Origin of the sequence: Nonomuraea sp. NPDC049309 (genome assembly GCF_043196965.1) — a bacterium.
Taxonomy (GTDB): Bacteria; Actinomycetota; Actinomycetes; order Streptosporangiales; family Streptosporangiaceae; genus Nonomuraea; species Nonomuraea fastidiosa.
In genome coordinates this window covers 2,061,113-2,081,403 of record NZ_JBICSH010000001.1, presented here as the reverse complement: position 1 = coordinate 2,081,403, position 20,291 = coordinate 2,061,113, and the positions used below count along the sequence as shown (strand labels likewise).

Genomic DNA, 20,291 nt, shown 5'->3' with positions numbered 1-20,291 from the left:
CAGCATGAAAATCAAGGCAGACGAATCGGTGTGCATCGGGGCGGGCATGTGCGCGCTGACGGTGCCCAAGATCTTCGACCAGAGCGAAGAGGAAGGCACGGTCGTGCTGTTGCAGGACGTGCCGCCGGAGGACCTCGAGGACGCCGTGCGGCGCGCCGTGACCCTGTGCCCCTCAGGCGCCATCTCGATCGAGTGAGGCCCTGAGCCGCCGAGCGACCGGCCGCCCAGGCGGCGCTCGCACCGCGGCCGGCCACCCGGGCACGACCTGCGCATGGAGCCGCCCCCTCCCGCGCGGGACACGCCGGGACCGGCCGCGCCCCGCACGGCGCAACCGCGAACGTGCCACTGCGGCCGAGCGGTCCGTCAGGGGTGCGGGAAGGGCCGCGCAGCGGCGGGCCTGTGGAGCGGCACCGCGCCACCGACCACGCTCGCGCAGGCGCGTCGGGCGTGAGACGGGCGGCCGTGCGGGGCGTGAGACGGGCGGCCCGTCTCAGGCGCCTGCCTGCGCTCCCGACACCGAGGCCGACCGTCCACTTCGACCCTGCGCCTGTGCTGCGCGCGCCGAGGCCGACCGCTCGCTTCGAGTCCGCGTGGCTGTGTTGTGTGGGTGTTGCCGACCGTCCGCTTCGTGCCCGCCTGGCGGGGCCTGGTGCCGATCGCCGAGGCCCGCGGGCCGGCACTCGTTCGTGCCGAGAGCGCGCTCCGTGCCCGCTCCGTGCCCGCTCCGTGCCCGCTCCGTGCCCGTGAGGCGGCTGCTGCTGCACGAGGTCGTTCGGCGCGGGGCTGCCCCTCCAAGCGCATTCCACGGACAACATGACCGCTCAGGGCCTTCGCGGCCTCCGGCATCACATCGCGGCTGTGAGACCGCCACCTTCACCGCCGTTCACGCCGCCGCCGTCATCACGACGGCGGGTTTTTCATGCGGTCTCGTCACTGCATGCGAGGTTTGCGGCCTCCGCTTCCACGTCACTCGACGGGACTAACCCCTTACGTCGTCGGCGATCTCGGCCAGGTCCTGCAGCAGCGGGCCGTTCTCCGGCTCCAGGAAGCCATGCAGAGCGTGCGCGCGGGTGGGCGGCCTCGCTTCAAGGTCATCGAACCTTTGTTCGCGAACCGGTTGACAACGTGGCGTGATCGAAATTATGTTCGACCTAGTGACGGTGAGGCTCGCGGCTCAACGTCACACGGGCCTGGTCGCGGACGTCGCTACCCCAGCGAGCCCCCGCGGCCAGGCTCCCTGGGCGAAGGGCACGTCCTCGTCGTCGGCGGAGGCGAGTGGGCGTGTCCTGGCCGGACGGGGAGAGGGGAAGCTCCTCGTCCGGCCGGCCCGGCGGAAATGTCGGTGGCGTCTGCGATTGTTGTCACCACCGGCGGAGACGCCGGCGCCGCCCACGACTCCAAAGGAGGCGCGCAAGATGGCACCACGGCCTAGAGAAACGCCCGGGCCCCGGCTGTCGCCTGCGGTTCGGGCACACCTGACCGATTCCCGTTCGTGCCTGGCGGAGGCGAGCGCCGCTCGCACCCCGGCATCGCGCTACGTCGCCGCCCACCTGGCGGCGCTGCGCGCGGCGGCGGCGATCCTGGCCGCCCATCCCCGGCCCATGGAGGGCCGCAGGCGGCGCCTGCGCAGCGCGTGGGAGCAGTTGCCCGAGGTCGAGCCCGAGCTGGCCGAGTGGGCCGCCTACTTTACGACGACCGCCGCCAAGCGCGCCGCCGCCGAGGCGGGCATGGTGCGGCGCGTCAGCCAGGCCGACGCCGACGAGATCCTCGCCGAGGCCGAGACGTTCGTTTGCACGGTCGAAGACCTGCTCGGCGTGCCGGGCCAGCCCCAGCTGCCAGTGGACGTCCCACTGGCAGGCTGACTCCACCACCCGGCTCCTCCCACCGGGGCCGGCGCGATGCCACCCCGCCGCAGCCGCCACCCTGACCCCGCACCACGGCGGCTGACCTGACTGTGCCGCAGCAGCGAGCCATGCCCCGCCTCTCGGCGGTTCACCTGAGTGCGCCGTGCCGGTTGGTCTGGCCTTGGGTCGTGGCGGTTGATGTGGCTGTGCTTCGGTAGTTGGCTTCCTGCATCTCGGCGGTTCACCTGAGTGCGCCGTGCCGGTCGGTCTGGCCTTGGGTCGTGGCGGTTGATGTGGCTGTGCTTCGGTAGTTGGCTTGTTTCTGCATCTCGGCGGCTCGCCCGAGTGCGCCGTGCCGGTCGGCCTGAGACCGCGCTACGGCGGTAGGTCTGTGTGCGGCGCGGCATCTGGCCTGATCCCGCACCACGACAGCCGAGCCGACTGCGTCACTAGAGACGGACTTCCCCGGCCGCCCCTTGTCGGCGCCGCTGTGGGCGATGGGCAGTCGGCCCGGTGACGGGCGACGGGGTTCTCCCACGGGAGCCGTCAGGTCGCTCCGCCGCCAACGGAGCGCTGATCGCGCCGTGGCGGACCGGGCTGGTCCTGCTGTGTGCGGTGGGCGCTCGCCTGGCGGGTAAGGGCGGCGGAGGCCGGTCCGTTGGGGCGGCCGGTCCGTCGGGGCTGGGGCCTTCGCCGGGTAGATGGCCAAATGGCGGTCCGCAGCTGTGCCGATGCACTCAGGCTTCAGCGCTTGCGCGTGCAGGCAGGATATGGTGGCGGTCCGCTCGAAGCCCGATCCTCGCCGCCGGCTCTCACTCGGCCGCTGGTCCGCACTCCGCCGTTGGCCCGCAGTCCGCGGAGGGTTCTCCCTCGGCCGCTGGGTTTCCTCTGCGGTCGGTTCTCCCTCGGCTGCCGGTGTTTCCTTCGCCGTCGGCTCTCACTCCGCCGCTGGAGCTCCTTTTGCTGGTGGCTCTCTTCGCCGGTGGCGGGCGTCCGTTAGCCCGGCCGGTCTTGCCGTCGGTGTGGGTGGTGAGTCCGGCGGGTCTCGCGGGCGGTGACCGGTCCCACGGGTCCCCTCTGCGGGGCCTTCGTGGGCCGCGGCGGTGTTCGCGGGCGCCACGGCCCCAGCCGTCCCGGGGAGCGGGCTCGGCGGTACGAGGGCCGCGGTCCTGAGCGGGACGTGCTGAAGGCTCGCCGCGGGACGGCGAGCCTTCAGTGAGCGGGTGACCTCGCAAGCGGCGCCTCCCGCGATGCCCGGCCGGAAGGCCGGGGGCCGGACGGCCCGAGGGGCGCAGCCTCGGGAGCCGTACGGACCCCGGCACCGGTCCGGGGATCGCGGAGGGCTCAGAACGACTCGACGGCCCTGCGGGCCTCGGCGTCGAGAACGCCCCAGCTGATGAGCTCCTCGGTCAGCTCGCTCGGCGACTTGTCGTAGATCACCGCCAGGGAGCGCAGGTCCTCCTGGCGGATCGACAGCACCTTGCCGTTGTAGTCACCGCGCTGGCTCTGGATGGTGGCGGCGTAGCGGGCGAGCGCGCCGGCCTTCTCCTTCGGCAGCGTGGCGAGGCGCTCCAGGTCGATCACAAGCTTGGGCGTCGGCCCGAGCGGGCTGGGGGCGGCTCCGCCCGGCAGCAGCTCGGAGACGGGCACCCCGTAGAAGTCGGCAAGCTCGGCAAGCTTCTGCACGGTCACGGCGCGGTCGCCACGCTCGTACGACCCCACGACGACGGCTTTCCACCGGCCACGAGACTTCTCTTCGACTCCATGCAGGGACAGGCCCTGCTGGGTGCGGATGGCGCGGAGTCGTGCACCCAGCGACTTTGCGTACTCAGACGGCATGGTGTGGCCCCCCGGCTCTCGTATGTATCGCTCTCAGTAGATTGTGCTCCCTCGCGGCGTATGCCCGGGCCACCGGGGGGTCTGGTGCCGGGCTCGGCACCATCGGTAGCCATGGCCCTGGGTTTACCCCAGAACGCCGCGCGGTGTGGTTACGCACAGTGACGGTAAAGGGGTGGACGCCTGAGGTCAAGCTGATTGGAAAAAAGATGCCGAATCCGGTCCGGTAGGGATCGCCACATTCGCCCCTCATGTCGCGCTGGTAACAGTACTTCGTCAGAGTTTGACGAGGAATCGACACCAGGTCAGGGCTGCCTGGTCAAGATCATGACGGGACGGGTGGCGGCCTTGAGGATCTTGATGGAGGTGTCGCCGAGAAAGACCCTCCTGAGTGGCCCGGTGTCGCTCGAAGCGCATATGATCATCTCGCCGGGCAGCCACGAGGTCGCGGCGAGCGCCTGCGCCACGTTGCGGCCCTCCAGCACCTCGACCTCCACGGGGGAGCGCCGTCGCTGGCCGCGCGCCGCCGCGCGCAGGTCGGCCGCGGCCTGGTCGCGCAGGCGTATGAGCATCTCTTCCTCGATCCTCGCCCGCCTGCCGCTGCTGAGCACGAGCGTGACCAGGCGCAGCGGCACGTCCAGCGTGGCCGCCGTCCTGGCCGCGACCTTGACCGCCTGGTCACAGCCCGGGCCGCGCCGGTAGGCGAGCGTGACCCGGTCGAAGGCGGCAGGGGGCGCATCGGCGAAGCCGCGCGGCGCGAGCATGACGGGGACGGAGGAGGAGTGCAGCAACTGGTCGGCGGTGCTGCCCAGGCTGATGCGGCCCTTGGCGCCGCCCGGGGCCGGGCCGATCACCACGACGTCGGCGCCGCGCCTGCGCGCCAGCTCCACCAGGCCGCGCCCGCTGCCGCGATGGGCGGTCACCACGTAGTCGGCGTCGTCGCCGGCCAGCTCGCGGGCCTGGGCGAGCGCGGAATCGGCCTGTTCGCGCAGGTATGCAAGCCACGCGCTCTCCTCGGCCCGCGCGGGCCCAGGCGTGGTGACCGCGGGCGGCCGCACGTACGCGACCGACAGCCTGGCGTGCGCCTGCCGCTTGAGCAGCACGGCCAGCGCGAGCCCGTCGTTCCCGCGGGGACCCGGCACATATCCGGCCAGCACGTCGTCGAGCTTCATTCAGACACCTCGGCATTCAGCCGCGAATGGCCATAGCCGTACAGGAAGTAACAGATCAGGCCGACGAGCATCCACAGCGCGAAGGCCAGCCACGTCACGCCGGCCAGCCCCGCCATCACGACGAGGCACAAGATCGCGCCGAGCACCGGCGTGGCGGGGAACAGCGGCGTCTTGAAGCTGCGCGGCAGCTCGGGGCTGCGGTAGCGGAGCACGAGCACGCCGACGTTGACGATGGCGAACGCGAACAGCGTGCCGATGCTGGTCGCCTCGGCGAGCTGCCCGAGCGGCACCAGCCCGGCCAGCAGGGAGATGAACCCGGCCACGATGAGCGTGTTGAGCACCGGCACCTGGCGGCGCGGGTTCACCCGCTGGAAGACGCGCGGGATCAGGCCGTCGCGCGACATCGCGAACAGGATGCGGGTCTGGCCGTACATGACGGTCAGCACGACGCTGGCGATCGCGATGACCGCGCCGAACGAGACGATCAGCCCCGGCCAGGTGGTGCCCAGCGCCAGGTCGGCGATGTGCGACAGGCTCGCCTCGGTGCCCTCGGGGTCGAAGTCCTGCCACGGCATCGCCCCGATCGCGGCCAGGGCCACCGCCACGTACACGATGGTGACGATGAGCAGTGACAGCAGGATCGCGAGCGGCAGGTCGCGCTTGGGGTTCTTGGCCTCCTCGCCCGCGGTGGAGGCGGCGTCGAAGCCGATGTAGGAGAAGAACACCTGGGAGGCCGCCGCCGTGATGCCGGCCAGCCCCATGGGCGCGAACGGCGCGAGGTTGCCCGAGTCGAAGGCGGTGAACGCCACCGCGCAGAAGAACGCCAGCACCGCGACCTTGATGAGCACGAAGACGGCGTTGGCGGTGGCGCTCTCGGACGCGCCGTACAGCAGCAGCCAGGTGGCCAGCAGCACGATGACGATGGCGGCGACGTTCACCACACCGCCGTCCTGGCCGGGGGAGCGGGTGATCGCGTCGGGCAGCGCGAACCCGAACGCCGAGTCCAGGAACGCGTTGACGTACTCGCCCCAGCCGACCGCCACGGCCGCGACGGAGACCGCGTACTCCAGCATCAGGCACCAGCCGCAGATCCAGGCCACCAGCTCGCCCAGCGTCGCGTACGCGTACGAGTAGGACGAGCCGGACACCGGGATCGTCCCGGCCAGTTCGGCGTACGACAGCGCGGAGAACAGCGCCGTGACCGCCGCCAGCACGAATGACAGCACCACCGCGGGCCCCGCCTTGGGCACCGCCTGCCCGAGGATCACGAAGATCCCCGTGCCGAGCGTGGCGCCCACGCTGAACAGCGTGAGCTGCCACAGCGACATCGTGCGGCGCAGCTCGCCGCCCTCGCCGTGACCGCCCTCGGCCACGATGCGACTCGTCGGCTTGGTACGCAGCAGCCGTCGGACCAGTGTCACGCGCGCCCCCTACAGCGTGCTCGTCAGCGGCCACCTGCCGTTGGGCGTCACGATCGTTCCCGCCGTGCCGTCGAGTATGCGTTGCGCCTGGTCAAGCCTGCCGATGGCGGCCATGTCCCCGGTCGTCTCGACGAACCGGCAGACCGCCTCGACCTTCGGCCCCATGGACCCGGCGGGGAAGTCGAGCGTGCGCAGCTCGTGGGGCGTGGTGTGGCGGATCGGGGTCGCGGCCGGCGTGCCGAAGCCGCGCATGACGTGCGGCACGTCGGTCAGCGCGAGGAAGGCGTCGCAGTCGAGCGCCTCGGCGAGCAGCGCGGTCGTGAGGTCCTTGTCGACGACCGCCTCGACGCCGGTCAGCCGGCCGCGCTCGTCGCGCACGACGGGGATGCCGCCGCCGCCCGCGCACACCACGATCACGCCCTCGCTCATCATCCGCCGGATCAGCCGCGTCTCCACCACGCGCTGCGGGGCGGGGGAGGGCACGACGCGCCGCCACCTGCCGCCGTCCTGCTTGACGGTCCAGCCGTGCTCGGCGGCCAGCTTCTCGGCCTCCTCACGGTCGTAGGCACGCCCGACGAACTTGGAGGGCGCGGCGAACGCCGGATCGACGGCCGACACCAGCGTCTGCGTCACCATGGCGAGCACCTGGCGTCCCGGCAGCGCGTTCTGCAGCGCCTGCTGGATCCAGTAGCCGAGCAGGCCCTGCGTCTGCGCCCCGAGCGCGTCGAACGGGTAGGGGCGGCTGAGGCCGGGGTCGGATGCGCTCTGCACGGCCAGCATCCCCACCTGCGGCCCGTTGCCGTGGGTGATGACCAGCTCGTGCCGCCCGGCCAGCCCGGCCAGCGTCCTGACCGCGGTGCGCACGTTGGCGAGCTGCGTGGAGGCGTCGGGACGCTCGCCGCGCCGCAGTACCGCGTTGCCGCCGAGCGCCACGATGACCCGCATCTCAGCGGCCCCCCAGCGTCGCGACCATGACGGCCTTGGCCGCGTGCAGCCGGTTCTCGGCCTGGTCGAAGACGATCGAGCGGGGCGAGCCGAAGACGGAGGCGGTCACCTCCAGCGCGTCGAGGCCGGTCCTGTCGAAGATCTCCCCGCCGATCGCGGTGCGCCGGTCGTGGAGTGCGGGCAGGCAGTGCATGAACCGCACCGACGGGTTGCCCGTCGCCCGCACCACGGCGTCGTTCACCTGGTACGGCAGCAGCAGCTTGATCCGCTCGTCCCACACCTCGGGCGGCTCGCCCTGCGACACCCACACGTCGGTGTAGAGGAAGTCCGCGCCCTTGACGCCCTCGATCACGTCGTCGGTGACCGTGATCCGCGCGCCCGTCGCGGCCGCCAGCTCCTCGGCCGGGCCGACCGCGAGCCCGGCGTCGGGCCACAGCGCCTTGGGGGCGACCACCCGCACGTCCATGCCGCACATGGCGCCCGTCACCAGCAGCGAGTGCCCCATGTTGTTGCGCCCGTCGCCCAGGTAGGCGAGCGACACCTCGCGCAGCGGCCGGCCGGCGTGCTCCGCCATGGTCAGCACGTCGGCCAGCGTCTGCGCCGGATGCCAGGAGTCGCTCCGCCCGTTCCACACCGGCACCCCGGCCAGCGCCGCCAGCTCCTCGGTGCCGGCGTGGTCCCCGCCCCGATAGCAGATCCCGTCGTACATCCGGCCCAGCACCCGCGCGGTGTCGGCGACCGACTCCTTGTGCCCGAGCTGCGAGTCGCCGGGCCCCAGGTACGTGGTGTGCGCGCCCTGCTCGCGCGCCGCCAGCTCGAAGGCGCAGCGCGTACGCGTCGAGGCCGTGGCGAAGACCAGCGCCACGGCGCGGCCGGCGAGCCGCGGCCGCTCGGTGCCGGCGCGTCGCTCGGCCTTCAGCTCGGCCGCCAGCTCCACCAGGTGGCCGAGCTCGCCCGGCGTGACGTCGAGCTCTTTGGTGAAGCTGCGGTTGCGCAGGTCGAATGCCATCGGTCGGTGTCCCCCCGGATTTCCCCTAGACGGCGTCACGTTCGAGCGGGCAGCTCATGCACCGCGGCCCCCCGCGCCCCCTGCCGAGCTCGCTGCCCCTGATCGTGATCACCTCGATGCCGTTGTCGCGCAGGTGATTGTTGGTGGTGGCGTTGCGCTCGTAGGCGACCACCACGCCGGGCTCGATCGCCAGCCCGTTGCAGCCGTCGTCCCACTGCTCCCGCTCGGCGGAGTAGACGTCCTGGGTGGGCGTCAGGACCGTGATGTCCGGCAGGTCCAGCGCGTGCGCGATCGCCTTGTGCATGTCCTCTGGGGGGTGGTCGGTGACCTTGAGCTCTTTGGACGTCTCCCCGGGCTCGATCGTGTACGCCGGCAGCATGCCGAGCCCCGCGTACTTGGTGAACACCCCCACGTCCAGCATCGTCATCACGGTGTCGAGATGCATGAACGCCCGCGCCTTCGGCATGTCGAGCGCCACGATGCGGCGCGCCGAGCCGGCCCTGAACAGCCGCTGCGCCAGCATCTCCACCGCCTGCGGCTGGGTGCGCTCGCTCATCCCGATCAGCACCGCGCCCCGCCCGATGACCAGCACGTCGCCGCCCTCGATGGTGGCCGGCGCCACCGCCCTGCCAGGCAGCCAGCAGTGGTAGCCGCCCTGCTCGGGCCGGTTGAAACCGTCGGCGAACGTCGGGTGGTACATGTAGACGGCCTCCATGTGGACCGTCTCCCGCATCCTCGCCTTCTTCTTCATCGCGTTGATGGACACGCCGTCGTAGATCCAGCAGGAGGTGTCGCGGGTGAACAGGTGGTTGGGCAGCGGCGGCAGCACGAAGTCGTCGTCGGCCAGCGTGTGGAAGGTCAGGGCCTTGGGGTTGCAGCCCAGCTCGACCAGCTCCCGCTTGGTGATGCCGCCCGTCAGGTACATCTGCAGGGTGGCCGCGTCCATGCCGTCGAGGGTGTTGCGCACGTCGTCGATCGCGACCGGGCCGAGCCAGCGCTCGTCCACCACCGCGTCGAGGATGTGCTTGCGCGCCTCGGGGATCTCGACGGTCTCCCTGAGCAGGTCCGCCAGCAGGTGAACGCGGATGCCGCGGCTGGTGAGCACCCGCTGGAACTCCTCGTGCTCCTCGATGGCCCGCTGCACCCACAGCACGTCGTCGAAGAGGAAGGAGTCCTTGGTGGTGGGGGTCAGCCGTTTGAGCGCCAGGTCGGGCTTGTGCAGCAGGACCTGCCGCAGGCGCCCGACCTCGCTGTCCACATGAAAGGTCATCTTCGATCCATCCCCTCCGGCGGCCGGCCTCACGCCCGTACGCCCGCACGCCGCGCGCGGGTCACGTGCCCCGTGCGGGCCGCTCCGACACCGGTGCGGGCGGGGAAATTACCTGATCAGGGAGATCGCGCCGCCCGGGAGGGTGCGCACGTTGCAGCTGGTAGCCCCTGATACTGTGTGTCCCGACCAACACCCTTTTAAGACCCGTCCCGTGAGGCGGGAAAGGTGGTGAGCTTCGCCATGTCCGCAGAACCCGATACCAGGGAGCCCGGCCATAAGGGGGACTCCCGGGCGGTTCTCGAAGCCCCCGACATCCACCGGGCGCTGACCCGGATCGCGCACGAGATCCTCGAACGCACCAAGGGCGGCGACGGCGTCGTCCTGCTCGGCATCCCCACGCGCGGCGTCACGCTGGCCCGCAGGCTCGGCGAGCGCATCGAGCGTTTCGAGGGCCTGAAGATCCCCGTCGGCTCGATCGACATCACCATGCACCGCGACGACCTGCGGCGCGGCCCCGTGCGCCCGCTGGGCCACACCGAGGTCCCCGCCGACGGCATCGACGGCAAGGTCGTCGTGCTGGTCGACGACGTGCTCTACTCCGGCCGCACCGTGCGCGCCGCGCTCGACGCGCTCAACGACATCGGCCGCCCCACGGCCGTGCAGCTCGCCACGCTGGTCGACCGCGGCCACCGCGAGCTGCCCATCCGCGCCGACTATGTCGGCAAGAACCTCCCGACCGCCAAGAGCGAGAAGGTCAAGGTCTATCTCGAGGAGATCGACGGCCGGGACGCCGTGCTGCTCGTGAAGGGAGGCTCCCGGTGAAGCGGCACCTCATCTCCGCCGGAGACCTGACCAAGGACGACGCCCTGCTCATCCTCGACACCGCCGAGGAGCTGGCGAGAGTCTCGGAACGTTCCATCAAGAAGCTGCCGACGCTGCGCGGGCGCACGGTCGTCAACCTCTTCTTCGAGGACTCCACCCGCACCCGCATCTCCTTCGAGGCGGCGGCCAAGCGGCTGTCGGCCGACGTCATCAACTTCTCGGCCAAGGGCTCCAGCGTGTCCAAGGGCGAGTCGCTCAAGGACACCGCGCTCACCCTGGAGGCCATGGGCGCCGACGCGGTCGTCATCCGCCACAGCGCCTCCGGCGCGCCGCACCGGCTGGCCGGCTGGGTGCGCGGCAGCGTCGTCAACGCCGGCGACGGCACCCACGAGCACCCCACCCAGGCGCTGCTCGACGCCTTCTCCATGCGCCGCCGCCTCGGCGGGCTCGAAGGCCGCAAGATCACCATCGTCGGCGACGTCCTGCACAGCCGGGTCGCCCGCTCCAACGTGCTGCTGCTGCACACCCTCGGCGCCGAGGTCACCCTGGTCGCCCCGCCCACGCTGCTGCCCGTCTCGGTCGGCAGCTGGCCGTGCGAGGTCTCCTACGACCTCGACGCCGTGCTGCCCAAGTCCGACGTGGTGATGATGCTGCGGGTGCAGAAGGAGCGGATGAACGCCGCGTACTTCCCGAGCGAGCGCGAATACTCCCGCCGCTACGGCCTCGACCGCGACCGCTTCGCCAAGATGCCCGACGACGCGATCGTCATGCACCCCGGCCCGATGAACCGGGGCATGGAGATCGCCGCCGAGGTGGCCGACTCGGCCCGCTCGACGATCGTCGAACAGGTCGCCAACGGCGTGACCATCCGCATGGCCGTCCTGTACCTGCTGCTCGGGGGAGAGACCGCATGATCATTCGAAACGTCAGGATCCTGGGCGGCGAGCCCGCCGACATCCGCATCGCCGACGGCGTGATCGCGGAGATCGGCACCGGTCTCAAGGACGGCGAGGTCGTCGACGGCGGCGGCGCCATCGCGCTGCCCGGCCTCGTCGACCTGCACACCCACCTGCGCGAGCCCGGCCGCGAGGACGCCGAGACCGTCCAGACCGGCACCCAGGCGGCCGCCAGGGGCGGCTACACCGCCGTGCACGCCATGGCCAACACCTCGCCCGTCGCCGACACCGCGGGCGTGGTCGAGCAGGTCTGGCGGCTCGGCCGCGAGTACGGCCACTGCGACGTCCACCCGGTCGGCGCCGTCACCGTCGGCCTGGAGGGCAAGCAGCTCGCCGAGCTGGGCGCGATGGCCGACTCCGCGGCCCGTGTCCGCGTCTTCTCCGACGACGGCCACTGCGTCGACGACGCGGTGCTCATGCGCCGCGCCCTGGAGTACGTCAAGGCGTTCGACGGCGTCGTCGCCCAGCACGCCCAGGAGCCCAGGCTCACCGCCGGCGCCCAGATGAACGAGGGCGAGATCTCCGGCAGGCTCGGCCTGACCGGCTGGCCCGCCGTCGCCGAAGAGGCGATCATCGCCCGCGACTGCCTGCTGGCCGCCCATGTCGGCTCCCGGCTGCACGTCTGCCACGTCTCCACCGCGGGTTCGGTCGAGATCCTGCGCTGGGCCAAGTCCAAGGGCTGGAACGTCACCGCCGAGGTGACCCCCCACCACCTGCTGCTCACCGACGACCTCGTGGAGGACTCGCCGGTCGGCGCCTACAACCCCATCTACAAGGTCAACCCGCCGCTGCGCACCCGCGCCGACGTCGAGGCGCTGCGCGCGGCGCTGGCCGACGGCACGATCGACATCGTGGCCACCGACCACGCGCCCCACCCGGTCGAGGACAAGGAGACCGAGTGGAGCGCCGCGGCCATGGGCATGATCGGCCTGGAGACCGCGCTCAGCGTCGTACAGGCCGCCATGGTCGACACGGGCCTGCTCGACTGGGCGCAGGTGGCCGAGCGCATGTCGATCGCGCCCGCCCGCATCGGCCGCCTGGCCGGTCAGGGACGCCCGCTCGCCGTGGGCGAGCCGGCCAACATCACGCTGTACGACCCGTCCGTGCGCACGGAGGTCGACCCGTCCGCCTTCGCGTCCAAGAGCCGCAACACCCCCTACGAGGGGATGACGCTGCCCGGACGCGTGGTGGCCACGTTCCTGCGCGGCAGGCCGACCGTACTCGAAGGGAAGCTGGTTTGAACACAGCGGTGCTCGTCCTGGAAGACGGCCGCGTCTTCCGCGGATCTCCGTACGGCGCCGAAGGCGAGACGTTCGGCGAGATGGTCTTCAACACCGGCATGACCGGCTACCAGGAGACCCTGACCGACCCGTCCTACCACCGGCAGATCGTCGCCATGACGGCCCCCCACATCGGCAACACCGGCGTCAACGACGAGGACCCCGAGTCGGGCCGCGTCTGGGTGGCCGGCTACGTCGTGCGCGAGCCGTCCAGGATCGTGTCGAGCTGGCGGGCCAACCGCTCGCTCGACGACTACCTCAAGGAGCAGGGCGTGGTCGGGATCGCCATCTCCGGCACCCGCGCGCTCACCCGCCACCTGCGCGAGCGCGGCGCCATGCGGGCCGGCATCTTCAGCGCGCCCGACGCGCCGGTCGAGGAGCTCGTCGAGCGGGTCAGGCGCTCGCCCGGCATGGAGGGCGCCGACCTGGCGCGCGAGGTCGCCACGAAGGAGACCTACGTCGTGCCGGCCATCGGGACCAAGCGCTTCACGGTCGCGGCCGTCGACCTCGGCATCAAGGGCATGACCCCGCACCGCATGGCCGAGCGCGGCTGCGAGGTGCACGTGCTGCCGGCCGACGCCACCTTCGAGCAGATCATGGCGGTACGCCCCGACGGGGTGTTCTTCTCCAACGGGCCGGGCGACCCCGCCACGGCCGACGTCACCGCGCTGCGCCAGGTGCTGGAGGCCAAGGTGCCGTTCTTCGGCATCTGCTTCGGCAACCAGCTCTTCGGCCGGGCGCTGGGGCTTTCGACGTACAAGCTGCGCTACGGCCACCGCGGCGTCAACCAGCCGGTCCAGGACGTGCGCACCGGCAAGGTCGAGATCTCCGCCCACAACCACGGGTTCGCGGTCGACGCGCCGCTCGACGGGCCGTTCGAGACCCCGTTCGGGCCGGCCGAGGTCAGCCACATCAACCTCAACGACCGCTGCGTGGAGGGGCTGCGCCTGCTCGACGGGCGCGCCTTCAGCGTCCAGTACCACCCCGAGGCCGCCGCCGGCCCGCACGACGCTGCCTATCTTTTCGACGAGTTCTGCGAGGTCATGAGCCGTGCCCAAGCGTGAGGACATCAGGTCGGTCCTGGTGATCGGCTCAGGGCCGATCGTGATCGGCCAGGCGTGCGAGTTCGACTACTCCGGCACCCAGGCCTGCCGCGTGCTGCGGGCCGAGGGGTTCCGCGTCATCCTGGTCAACAGCAACCCCGCGACGATCATGACGGACCCGGAGTTCGCCGACGCCACGTACGTCGAGCCGATCACCCCCGAGTACGTCGAGAAGATCATCGCCAAGGAGCGGCCCGACGCGCTGCTGCCCACGCTGGGCGGCCAGACCGCGCTCAACACGGCCGTGGCCCTGCACGAGTCCGGCGTGCTGGAGAAGTACGGCGTCGAGCTGATCGGCGCCGACTTCGACGCGATCCAGGCGGGCGAGAACCGCGAGCGGTTCAAGGAGATCGTCGCCAAGGTCGCCCGCGAGCACGGGCTCAACGCCGAGTCGGCCAGGTCGGCCATCTGCCACAGCATGGACGAGTGCCTGGCCGCCGCGGCCGAGCTGGGCTACCCGCTGGTCGTGCGGCCCTCGTTCACGATGGGCGGCGCCGGCTCCGGCTTCGCCTACGACGAGGCCGACCTGCGGCGCATCGCCGGTGCCGGGCTCGACGCCTCTCCGACCACCGAGGTGCTCCTGGAGGAGTCCATCCTCGGCTGGAAGGAGTACGAGCTGGAGGTCATGCGCGACAAGGCCGACAACGTCGTCATCGTCTGCTCCATCGAGAACATCGACCCGATGGGCGTCCACACCGGTGACAGCGTCACGGTCGCGCCCGCGCTGACCCTGACCGACCGCGAGTACCAGAACATGCGCGACGTCGCCATCGCGGTCATCCGCGAGGTCGGCGTCGACACCGGCGGCTGCAACATCCAGTTCGCGGTCGATCCGCGCACCGGCCGCATGATCGTCATCGAGATGAACCCGCGCGTGTCGCGCTCGTCGGCGCTCGCCTCCAAGGCCACCGGCTTCCCGATCGCCAAGATCGCCGCCAAGCTGGCCATCGGCTACACGCTCGACGAGATCCCCAACGACATCACCAAGGAGACCCCGGCCTCCTTCGAGCCGACGCTCGACTACATCGTGGTGAAGGTGCCGCGCTTCGCGTTCGAGAAGTTCCGCGGCGCCGACCCGACGCTCACCACCCACATGAAGTCGGTCGGCGAGGCCATGGCCATCGGCCGCTCCTTCCCCGAGGCGCTGCAGAAGGCGCTGCGCTCGCTGGAGAAGAAGAACTCCTCCTTCACCTGGGCCGGCGACGTCCGGCCCAAGGACGAGCTGCTGGCCGCCTGCCGCACGCCCCACGACGGGCGGCTGCGCACGATGCAGCAGGCCATCAGGGCGGGCGCCACGCCCGAGGAGCTGCACGAGGCCACCAGCATCGACCCGTGGTTCATCGACCAGCTCTTCCTGCTGCACGAGGAGGCCGAGGCCGTCGCCGCCGCGCCCGAGCTGACCGCCGAGGTGCTGGAGCGGGCCAAGCGCCACGGCTTCAGCGACGTGCAGATCGGCGAGATCCGCGGCATCGACGAGGCCCGCGTGCGCGACCTGCGCCACGCGCTCGGGCTGCGGCCGGTCTACAACACGGTCGACACCTGCGCCGCCGAGTTCGCGGCCAAGACCCCGTACCTCTACTCGACCTACGATGAGGAGAGCGAGGTCCCCTACGGCGAGCGGCAGAAGGTGATCATCCTCGGCTCCGGGCCCAACCGCATCGGCCAGGGCATCGAGTTCGACTACGCGTGCGTGCACGCCTCGTTCGAGCTGTCCAGGGCCGGGTTCGAGACCGTCATGGTCAACTGCAACCCCGAGACCGTCTCGACCGACTACGACACCTCCGACCGGCTCTACTTCGAGCCGCTCACCCTGGAGGACGTCCTGGAGGTCGTGCACGCCGAGCAGCAGACCGGCCCGGTCGCGGGCGTCATCGTGCAGCTCGGCGGGCAGACGCCGCTCGGGCTCGCCCAGGCGCTCAAGGACGCGGGCGTGCCCGTCGTCGGCACCTCGCCCGAGTCGATCCACCTGGCCGAGGAGCGCGGCGCGTTCGGGCGGGTGCTGGCCGAGGCCGGGCTGCCCGCCCCGAGGCACGGCACCGCGCTGACCGTGGCCGAGGCGCGGGAGATCGCCTCCGAGATCGGCTACCCGGTGCTCGTGCGGCCCTCCTACGTGCTCGGCGGTGCCGGCATGGCCATCGTGTACGACGAGGAGACGCTCACCGCCTACATGGCGGCCCAGGAGCAGCCCGACGGCGGCGGCCACCCGGTGCTCATCGACAAGTTCCTCGACGAGGCCATCGAGATCGACGTCGACGCGCTCTACGACGGCGAGGAGCTGTTCCTCGGCGGCGTGATGGAGCACATCGAGGAGGCCGGCATCCACTCCGGCGACTCGGCGTGCGCGCTGCCGCCCATCACGCTGGGCAGCGCCGACATCACCGCCATCAGGGAGGCCACCAGGGCCATCGCCCAGGGCGTCGGCGTGCGCGGGCTGCTCAACGTCCAGTACGCCATGTCGGCGGGCGTCCTGTACGTCCTGGAGGCCAACCCGCGGGCCAGCCGGACGGTGCCGTTCGTGTCGAAGGCCACCGCCACGCCGCTGGCCAAGGCGGCGGCCCGGGTGATGCTCGGCGCGTCGATCGCCGAGCTGCGCGCCGAGGGCATGCTGCCCGCCACCGGCGACGGCGGCACGCTGCCGCTCGATGCCTCGATCGCGGTCAAGGAGGCGGTGCTGCCGTTCAACCGGTTCCGGGGCGTCGACACCGTCCTCGGGCCCGAGATGCGCTCGACCGGCGAGGTCATGGGCATCGACGAGTTCTTCGGCATCGCCTTCGCCAAGTCCCAGGCCGCGGCCTACGGCGAACTTCCGACCAAGGGACGCGCGTTCGTATCCGTGGCCAACAGGGACAAGCGTGCGATGATCTTCCCTGTGAAGGCGCTGGCGGATCTCGGATTCGAGATCCTGGCCACCGAGGGGACCGCCGAGGTGCTGCGCCGCAACGGCGTCCATGCCAAGATCGTGCGAAAGCACAGCGAGGGAGCGGGTCCCGGAGGTGAGCCCACAAGCGTGCAGGCCATTCTGGACGGCGAGGTCGATCTGATCGTCAACACGCCGTTCGGCAGCCCGGGGCAGTCGGGGCCGCGCCTCGACGGCTACGAGATCCGCACGGCCGCCGTGCTGCGCGGCATCCCGTGCATCACCACGGTGTCGGGGCTGGCCGCCGCGGCGGCGGGCATCCAGGCGATCGTGCGCGGCGATGTGGGCGTACGGTCCCTGCAGGAGCACGCACAGGCAATCAGGGGATGACCCCGCACGGGAGGTGAAGACGACTGGCCGGCACACCGGTGCAGGTGACGGGCACGGTGCTCACGACGCGCCGGGTCGACGCCTACCATGCGCTGACGGTGGTGGCGCCCGGCATCGCCGAGCGTTACCGTCCCGGCCACTTCGTCTCCGTGGCGGTCGGCGGGGCGTACACGTCGATGGTGACGCGCCGCGCGCTGTCCATCCATGACGTGAAGTCCGACTACGGCGGGACGGTCGAGCTGGTCTTCACCACGCGCGGACCCGGCACCGCCTGGCTGGCGGAGCGGCGCGCCCGGGACACGCTCGACCTCGTCGGGCCGCTCGGGCGGCCGTTCCCGCTGCCGCGCGATCCGGTCAACTGCGTGCTGGTGGGCGCCGAGTACGGCTCGGCCGTGCTGTTCCCGCTGGCCGACGCGCTGCTGGCGCGCGGCTGCCGGGTCGACTTCGTGCTGGGCGGCGCGGGCGCCGAGCGGGTGTTCGGCGCGATGCGGGCCCGCAGGCTGGCCGAGACGACCACGCTGACCACCGAGGACGGCTCGCTCGGCCTGCGCGGCAAGGTCACCGACGCGCTGCCGTCGGTGATCACCGACACCATGGCCGACGTGGTCTACGCCTGCGCGCCCATGGAGACGCTGCGGGCGGTGACGGCGGTGGCGATGGAGTTCGACATCCCGGTCCAGGTGGCCGTCGAGGAGTCGATGGCCTGCGGCATCGGGGTCTGCATGACGTGCGTGTTGCCCGTCATCGGCGACGACGGCTCGACCAGGATGGTCAGGGCGTGCGCCGAGGGGCCGGTGTTCCGGGGGGAGCGGGTGCGCTTCGAGGACGTGGGAACGATCCCGTTCGACGCGCTGGGCGCCCCAGGGGGCGGTGCACGACATGTCAGTTGATATGCGGACTTTTCTGGCGCACGTGGAGCTGGCGAACCCCATCACCACGGCCGCCGGATGCGCCTCGTCCGGCCGCGAGCTGGCGCAGTTCTTCGACCTGCACCGGCTCGGTGCCCTGACCACGCGCTCCATCACCATGGCGCCGCGCGCCGGCCGTCCTACGCCGCGCATGGCCGAGACGCCCTCCGGCATGCTCAACGCCGTCGGGCTCCAAGGGCCCGGCATCGACGCGTTCCTCGAACGCGAGCTGCCCTGGCTGGCCCAGCGCGGCATCAAGACCATCGTCTCCATCGGCGGCGGCACCGTCGCCGAATACTCCGAGCTGGCCCGCAGGCTCGCCGACGCGCCCGGAGTGACCGCGCTCGAGGTCAACCTCTCCTGCCCCAACATCGAAGACCGCGGGCGCGTCTTCGCCCGCGAAGGCAGCGCCGCCGCCGAGGTCATCGCCTCCGTACGGTCGATCATGCGCTACGACGTGCCCGTCGTCGCCAAGCTCGCGCCCGACGTGGCCGACATCGTCGCCGTCGCCCGCGCCTGCGTGGACGCCGGCGCCGACGCGCTCTCCATGATCAACAACCCGCTCGGCATGGCCATCGACACCGAGGCGCTGCGCCCCTCGCTCGCCGCCGTCACCGGCGGCCTGTCGGGCCCCGCCATCCTGCCGCTGGCCGTACGCTGCGTCTGGCAGGTCCACGCGGCACTCCCCGGCGTGCCGCTGATCGGCATCGGCGGCGTCATGACCGGCAGGGACGCCTTCCAGCTCGTCCTGGCCGGCGCCTGCGTCGTCGGCGTGGGCACGGCGCTGTTCCACGACCCGTACGCCTGCCTGCGCATCGAACGCGAGCTCGAAGACCTGCTGCGGGCCCGCGGCTTCCAGCGGCTGGCCGACGCCGTCGGCCTCGCACACCGCCCGCCGGGGAGCGCACCCCGGCACCTGTTGGTAGACACCGAGGAGAGCACGCCTTGACTCCCGAGCGCCTGGAGAGCACCACTTGACGCCCCTGACCCCCGCACCCATCGCCGTCGCTCTCGACGCACCCGACCTGGAGACCGCCGCGCGCTGGGCCGCCCTGGTCACCCCCCACGTCAGCACCGTCAAGGTCGGCCTGGAGCTCTACCTCCGCTACGGGCCCGACGTGATCGCCTCCGTGCAGGGCGCGAGCGGCGTGAACGTCTTCCTCGACCTCAAGCTGCACGACATCCCCAACACCGTCGCAGGGGCCGCCAGGGCCGTGGCGCGGCTGCGGCCCGCCATCCTCACCGTGCACGCCGCCGGCGGATCCGCCATGATCAAGGCGGCCGTCGAGTCCGCGCCGCACACCCAGATCGCCGCCGTCACCGTGCTCACCTCGCTCACCGAGGCCGACCTGGAGCGCATCGGGCTCGCCGGGCCCGCCGACGACGCCGTACGCCGCCTGGCCGCGCTGTCCGTCGAAGCCGGCGCCACCGCGCTCGTGTGCTCGCCGCACGAGGTCGCCGCCGTACGCGCCGAGGTCGGCGACGGCATCACGCTCATCACCCCCGGCGTCCGGCCCGCCGGTGCCGACACCCAGGACCAGAAGCGGGTCGCCACGCCCGAGCAGGCGCTCGCCGACGGCGCCGACCTCCTCGTGATCGGCCGCCCCATCACCGCCTCCCCAGACCCCGGCGCCGCCGCCGCGGCGATCGCCGCCTCACTGCGCCGGGCGTCCTGACGCACCAGCCCACCTGCGGGCGCCGCCGTCCGGACGGCGAGCCTGCACGGCGTGAGCGCCCGTCTTTGGACGGGGTGTCTGTACGGCGGTGTGAGCGCCGTCTCCGGGCGGGGTGTCTGTACAGCGGTGTGAGGCCGTCTCCGGGCGGGGGTGTCTGTACGGCGGTGTGAGCGCCGTCTCCGGGCGGGGTGTTTGTACGGCCGCGACTGCCGTCTTCGGACGGTGGGTGTCTGCACGATGGTGTGAGCGCCGTCTTCGGATGGTGGGTCTGTGGGGACTGACAGGTGCGGGGGCTTCTCGGGGCGGCGGGCGCAACCCCCTTGCCGGGCACGGCGCCGTTCTCGCGCCGAAGGCCCGTAGGTCCGTGCGGAGGGGCGCCCGTCCCCAAGGGACCGTGGGCAGGTACGTGTGGCGCACCACGGCCCCAGCGCTGCGCAGGCTCAGCGGCTGCGCGGGCTGAGTGTCGCGGCTCAGTGCGCTGGCTCGGCTACTGAGCGGGCTCGGCGCCGCGCAGGGTCAGTGCGCTGGCTCTGGGGCTGTGCGGGCTCAACGCGTTGACTCGGCTGCTGTGCGGGCTCAGCGCGTTGGCTCGGCTGCTGCGCGGGCTCGGCGTCGCGCAGGACCAGTGTCGCGCAGGCTTCGGTCCGGTGCTGCGTCGGCACCATCGGCTTCCCGCCTGGCATGAGTAGCCGCGACTGGTGGCGTGGGGACGTCTCGGCGCGGCCCTGGGCGCCGTCTCCGTGCGGCGTGCTTCGTGCGGCGTGCTTCGTGCGGCGTGTTTCATGCGGCGTGTTCATGCGGC

General features: G+C 71.7%; 16 protein-coding genes. 10 read left to right on the top strand and 6 right to left on the bottom strand.

The window, feature by feature from the left end; genetic code table 11:
* The first annotated feature begins 4 nt into the window (after positions 1 to 4).
* Entirely contained in the window at positions 5 to 196 is a 192-nt protein-coding gene (locus ACGFIM_RS09310) for a ferredoxin (protein WP_393197135.1), read from the top strand.
* 1,219 nt (positions 197 to 1,415) lie between these two features.
* Positions 1,416 to 1,862 (top strand): SAV_6107 family HEPN domain-containing protein, encoded by a 447-nt coding sequence (locus ACGFIM_RS09305; protein WP_364054994.1) that lies wholly within the window; start codon positions 1,416 to 1,418, stop codon positions 1,860 to 1,862.
* A 1,326-nt stretch (positions 1,863 to 3,188) separates the two neighbouring features.
* Here the strand turns inward: ACGFIM_RS09305 and ACGFIM_RS09300 are convergent.
* The 6 genes from ACGFIM_RS09300 to ACGFIM_RS09275 all read right to left on the bottom strand — a co-directional run bounded on the left by ACGFIM_RS09300 (position 3,189) and on the right by ACGFIM_RS09275 (position 9,497).
* Positions 3,189 to 3,683, bottom strand: coding sequence for a transcriptional regulator (locus ACGFIM_RS09300; protein WP_026214021.1), 495 nt, complete (start codon positions 3,681 to 3,683; stop codon positions 3,189 to 3,191).
* A 302-nt stretch (positions 3,684 to 3,985) separates the two neighbouring features.
* Positions 3,986 to 4,852, bottom strand: a complete 867-nt coding sequence (locus ACGFIM_RS09295; RefSeq protein ID WP_393197132.1) for a universal stress protein — start codon at positions 4,850 to 4,852, stop codon at positions 3,986 to 3,988.
* Positions 4,849 to 6,273 (bottom strand): amino acid permease, encoded by a 1,425-nt coding sequence (locus ACGFIM_RS09290; protein WP_393197129.1) that lies wholly within the window; start codon positions 6,271 to 6,273, stop codon positions 4,849 to 4,851. The genes ACGFIM_RS09295 and ACGFIM_RS09290 overlap by 4 nt, the downstream gene beginning before the upstream one ends.
* A 9-nt stretch (positions 6,274 to 6,282) precedes the next feature.
* Positions 6,283 to 7,218 (bottom strand): carbamate kinase, encoded by a 936-nt coding sequence (locus tag ACGFIM_RS09285; RefSeq protein ID WP_393197126.1) that lies wholly within the window; start codon positions 7,216 to 7,218, stop codon positions 6,283 to 6,285.
* A 1-nt stretch (position 7,219) separates the two neighbouring features.
* Positions 7,220 to 8,227: an ornithine carbamoyltransferase gene (gene argF, locus ACGFIM_RS09280; RefSeq protein ID WP_393197123.1), complete on the bottom strand. Its 1,008-nt coding sequence runs from the start codon at positions 8,225 to 8,227 to the stop codon at positions 7,220 to 7,222.
* 25 nt (positions 8,228 to 8,252) lie between these two features.
* Positions 8,253 to 9,497, bottom strand: a complete 1,245-nt coding sequence (locus ACGFIM_RS09275) for an arginine deiminase (protein ID WP_393197120.1) — start codon at positions 9,495 to 9,497, stop codon at positions 8,253 to 8,255.
* Between the two features lie 240 nt (positions 9,498 to 9,737).
* Here ACGFIM_RS09275 and pyrR point away from each other — a divergent pair, with 240 nt between their 5' ends.
* The 8 genes from pyrR to pyrF are packed head-to-tail and all read left to right on the top strand — an operon-like array spanning position 9,738 to position 19,489.
* The gene (gene pyrR / locus ACGFIM_RS09270; RefSeq protein ID WP_393197118.1) at positions 9,738 to 10,319 is read left to right on the top strand and encodes a bifunctional pyr operon transcriptional regulator/uracil phosphoribosyltransferase PyrR; all 582 of its coding nucleotides are present in this window, start codon (positions 9,738 to 9,740) and stop codon (positions 10,317 to 10,319) included.
* Positions 10,316 to 11,233, top strand: a complete 918-nt coding sequence (locus tag ACGFIM_RS09265) for an aspartate carbamoyltransferase catalytic subunit (protein ID WP_393197115.1) — start codon at positions 10,316 to 10,318, stop codon at positions 11,231 to 11,233. Before pyrR ends, ACGFIM_RS09265 begins: the two co-directional genes overlap by 4 nt.
* Entirely contained in the window at positions 11,230 to 12,516 is a 1,287-nt protein-coding gene (locus ACGFIM_RS09260) for a dihydroorotase (protein ID WP_393197112.1), read from the top strand. Before ACGFIM_RS09265 ends, ACGFIM_RS09260 begins: the two co-directional genes overlap by 4 nt.
* Positions 12,513 to 13,619 carry a glutamine-hydrolyzing carbamoyl-phosphate synthase small subunit gene (gene carA, locus ACGFIM_RS09255; RefSeq protein ID WP_393197109.1) on the top strand — a complete coding sequence of 369 codons (1,107 nt, stop codon included), beginning with the start codon at positions 12,513 to 12,515 and terminating at the stop codon, positions 13,617 to 13,619. Before ACGFIM_RS09260 ends, carA begins: the two co-directional genes overlap by 4 nt.
* Positions 13,606 to 16,905 carry a carbamoyl-phosphate synthase large subunit gene (gene carB / locus ACGFIM_RS09250; protein ID WP_393197106.1) on the top strand — a complete coding sequence of 1,100 codons (3,300 nt, stop codon included), beginning with the start codon at positions 13,606 to 13,608 and terminating at the stop codon, positions 16,903 to 16,905. Before carA ends, carB begins: the two co-directional genes overlap by 14 nt.
* Before the next feature lie 23 nt (positions 16,906 to 16,928).
* Entirely contained in the window at positions 16,929 to 17,795 is an 867-nt protein-coding gene (locus ACGFIM_RS09245) for a dihydroorotate dehydrogenase electron transfer subunit (protein WP_393199690.1), read from the top strand.
* Positions 17,785 to 18,762 carry a dihydroorotate dehydrogenase gene (locus tag ACGFIM_RS09240; protein ID WP_393197103.1) on the top strand — a complete coding sequence of 326 codons (978 nt, stop codon included), beginning with the start codon at positions 17,785 to 17,787 and terminating at the stop codon, positions 18,760 to 18,762. The genes ACGFIM_RS09245 and ACGFIM_RS09240 overlap by 11 nt, the downstream gene beginning before the upstream one ends.
* Before the next feature lie 34 nt (positions 18,763 to 18,796).
* Complete coding sequence (gene pyrF / locus ACGFIM_RS09235; protein WP_393199687.1) at positions 18,797 to 19,489, top strand: orotidine-5'-phosphate decarboxylase; 693 nt, start codon at positions 18,797 to 18,799, stop codon at positions 19,487 to 19,489.
* The last annotated feature ends 802 nt before the right edge of the window (positions 19,490 to 20,291 follow it).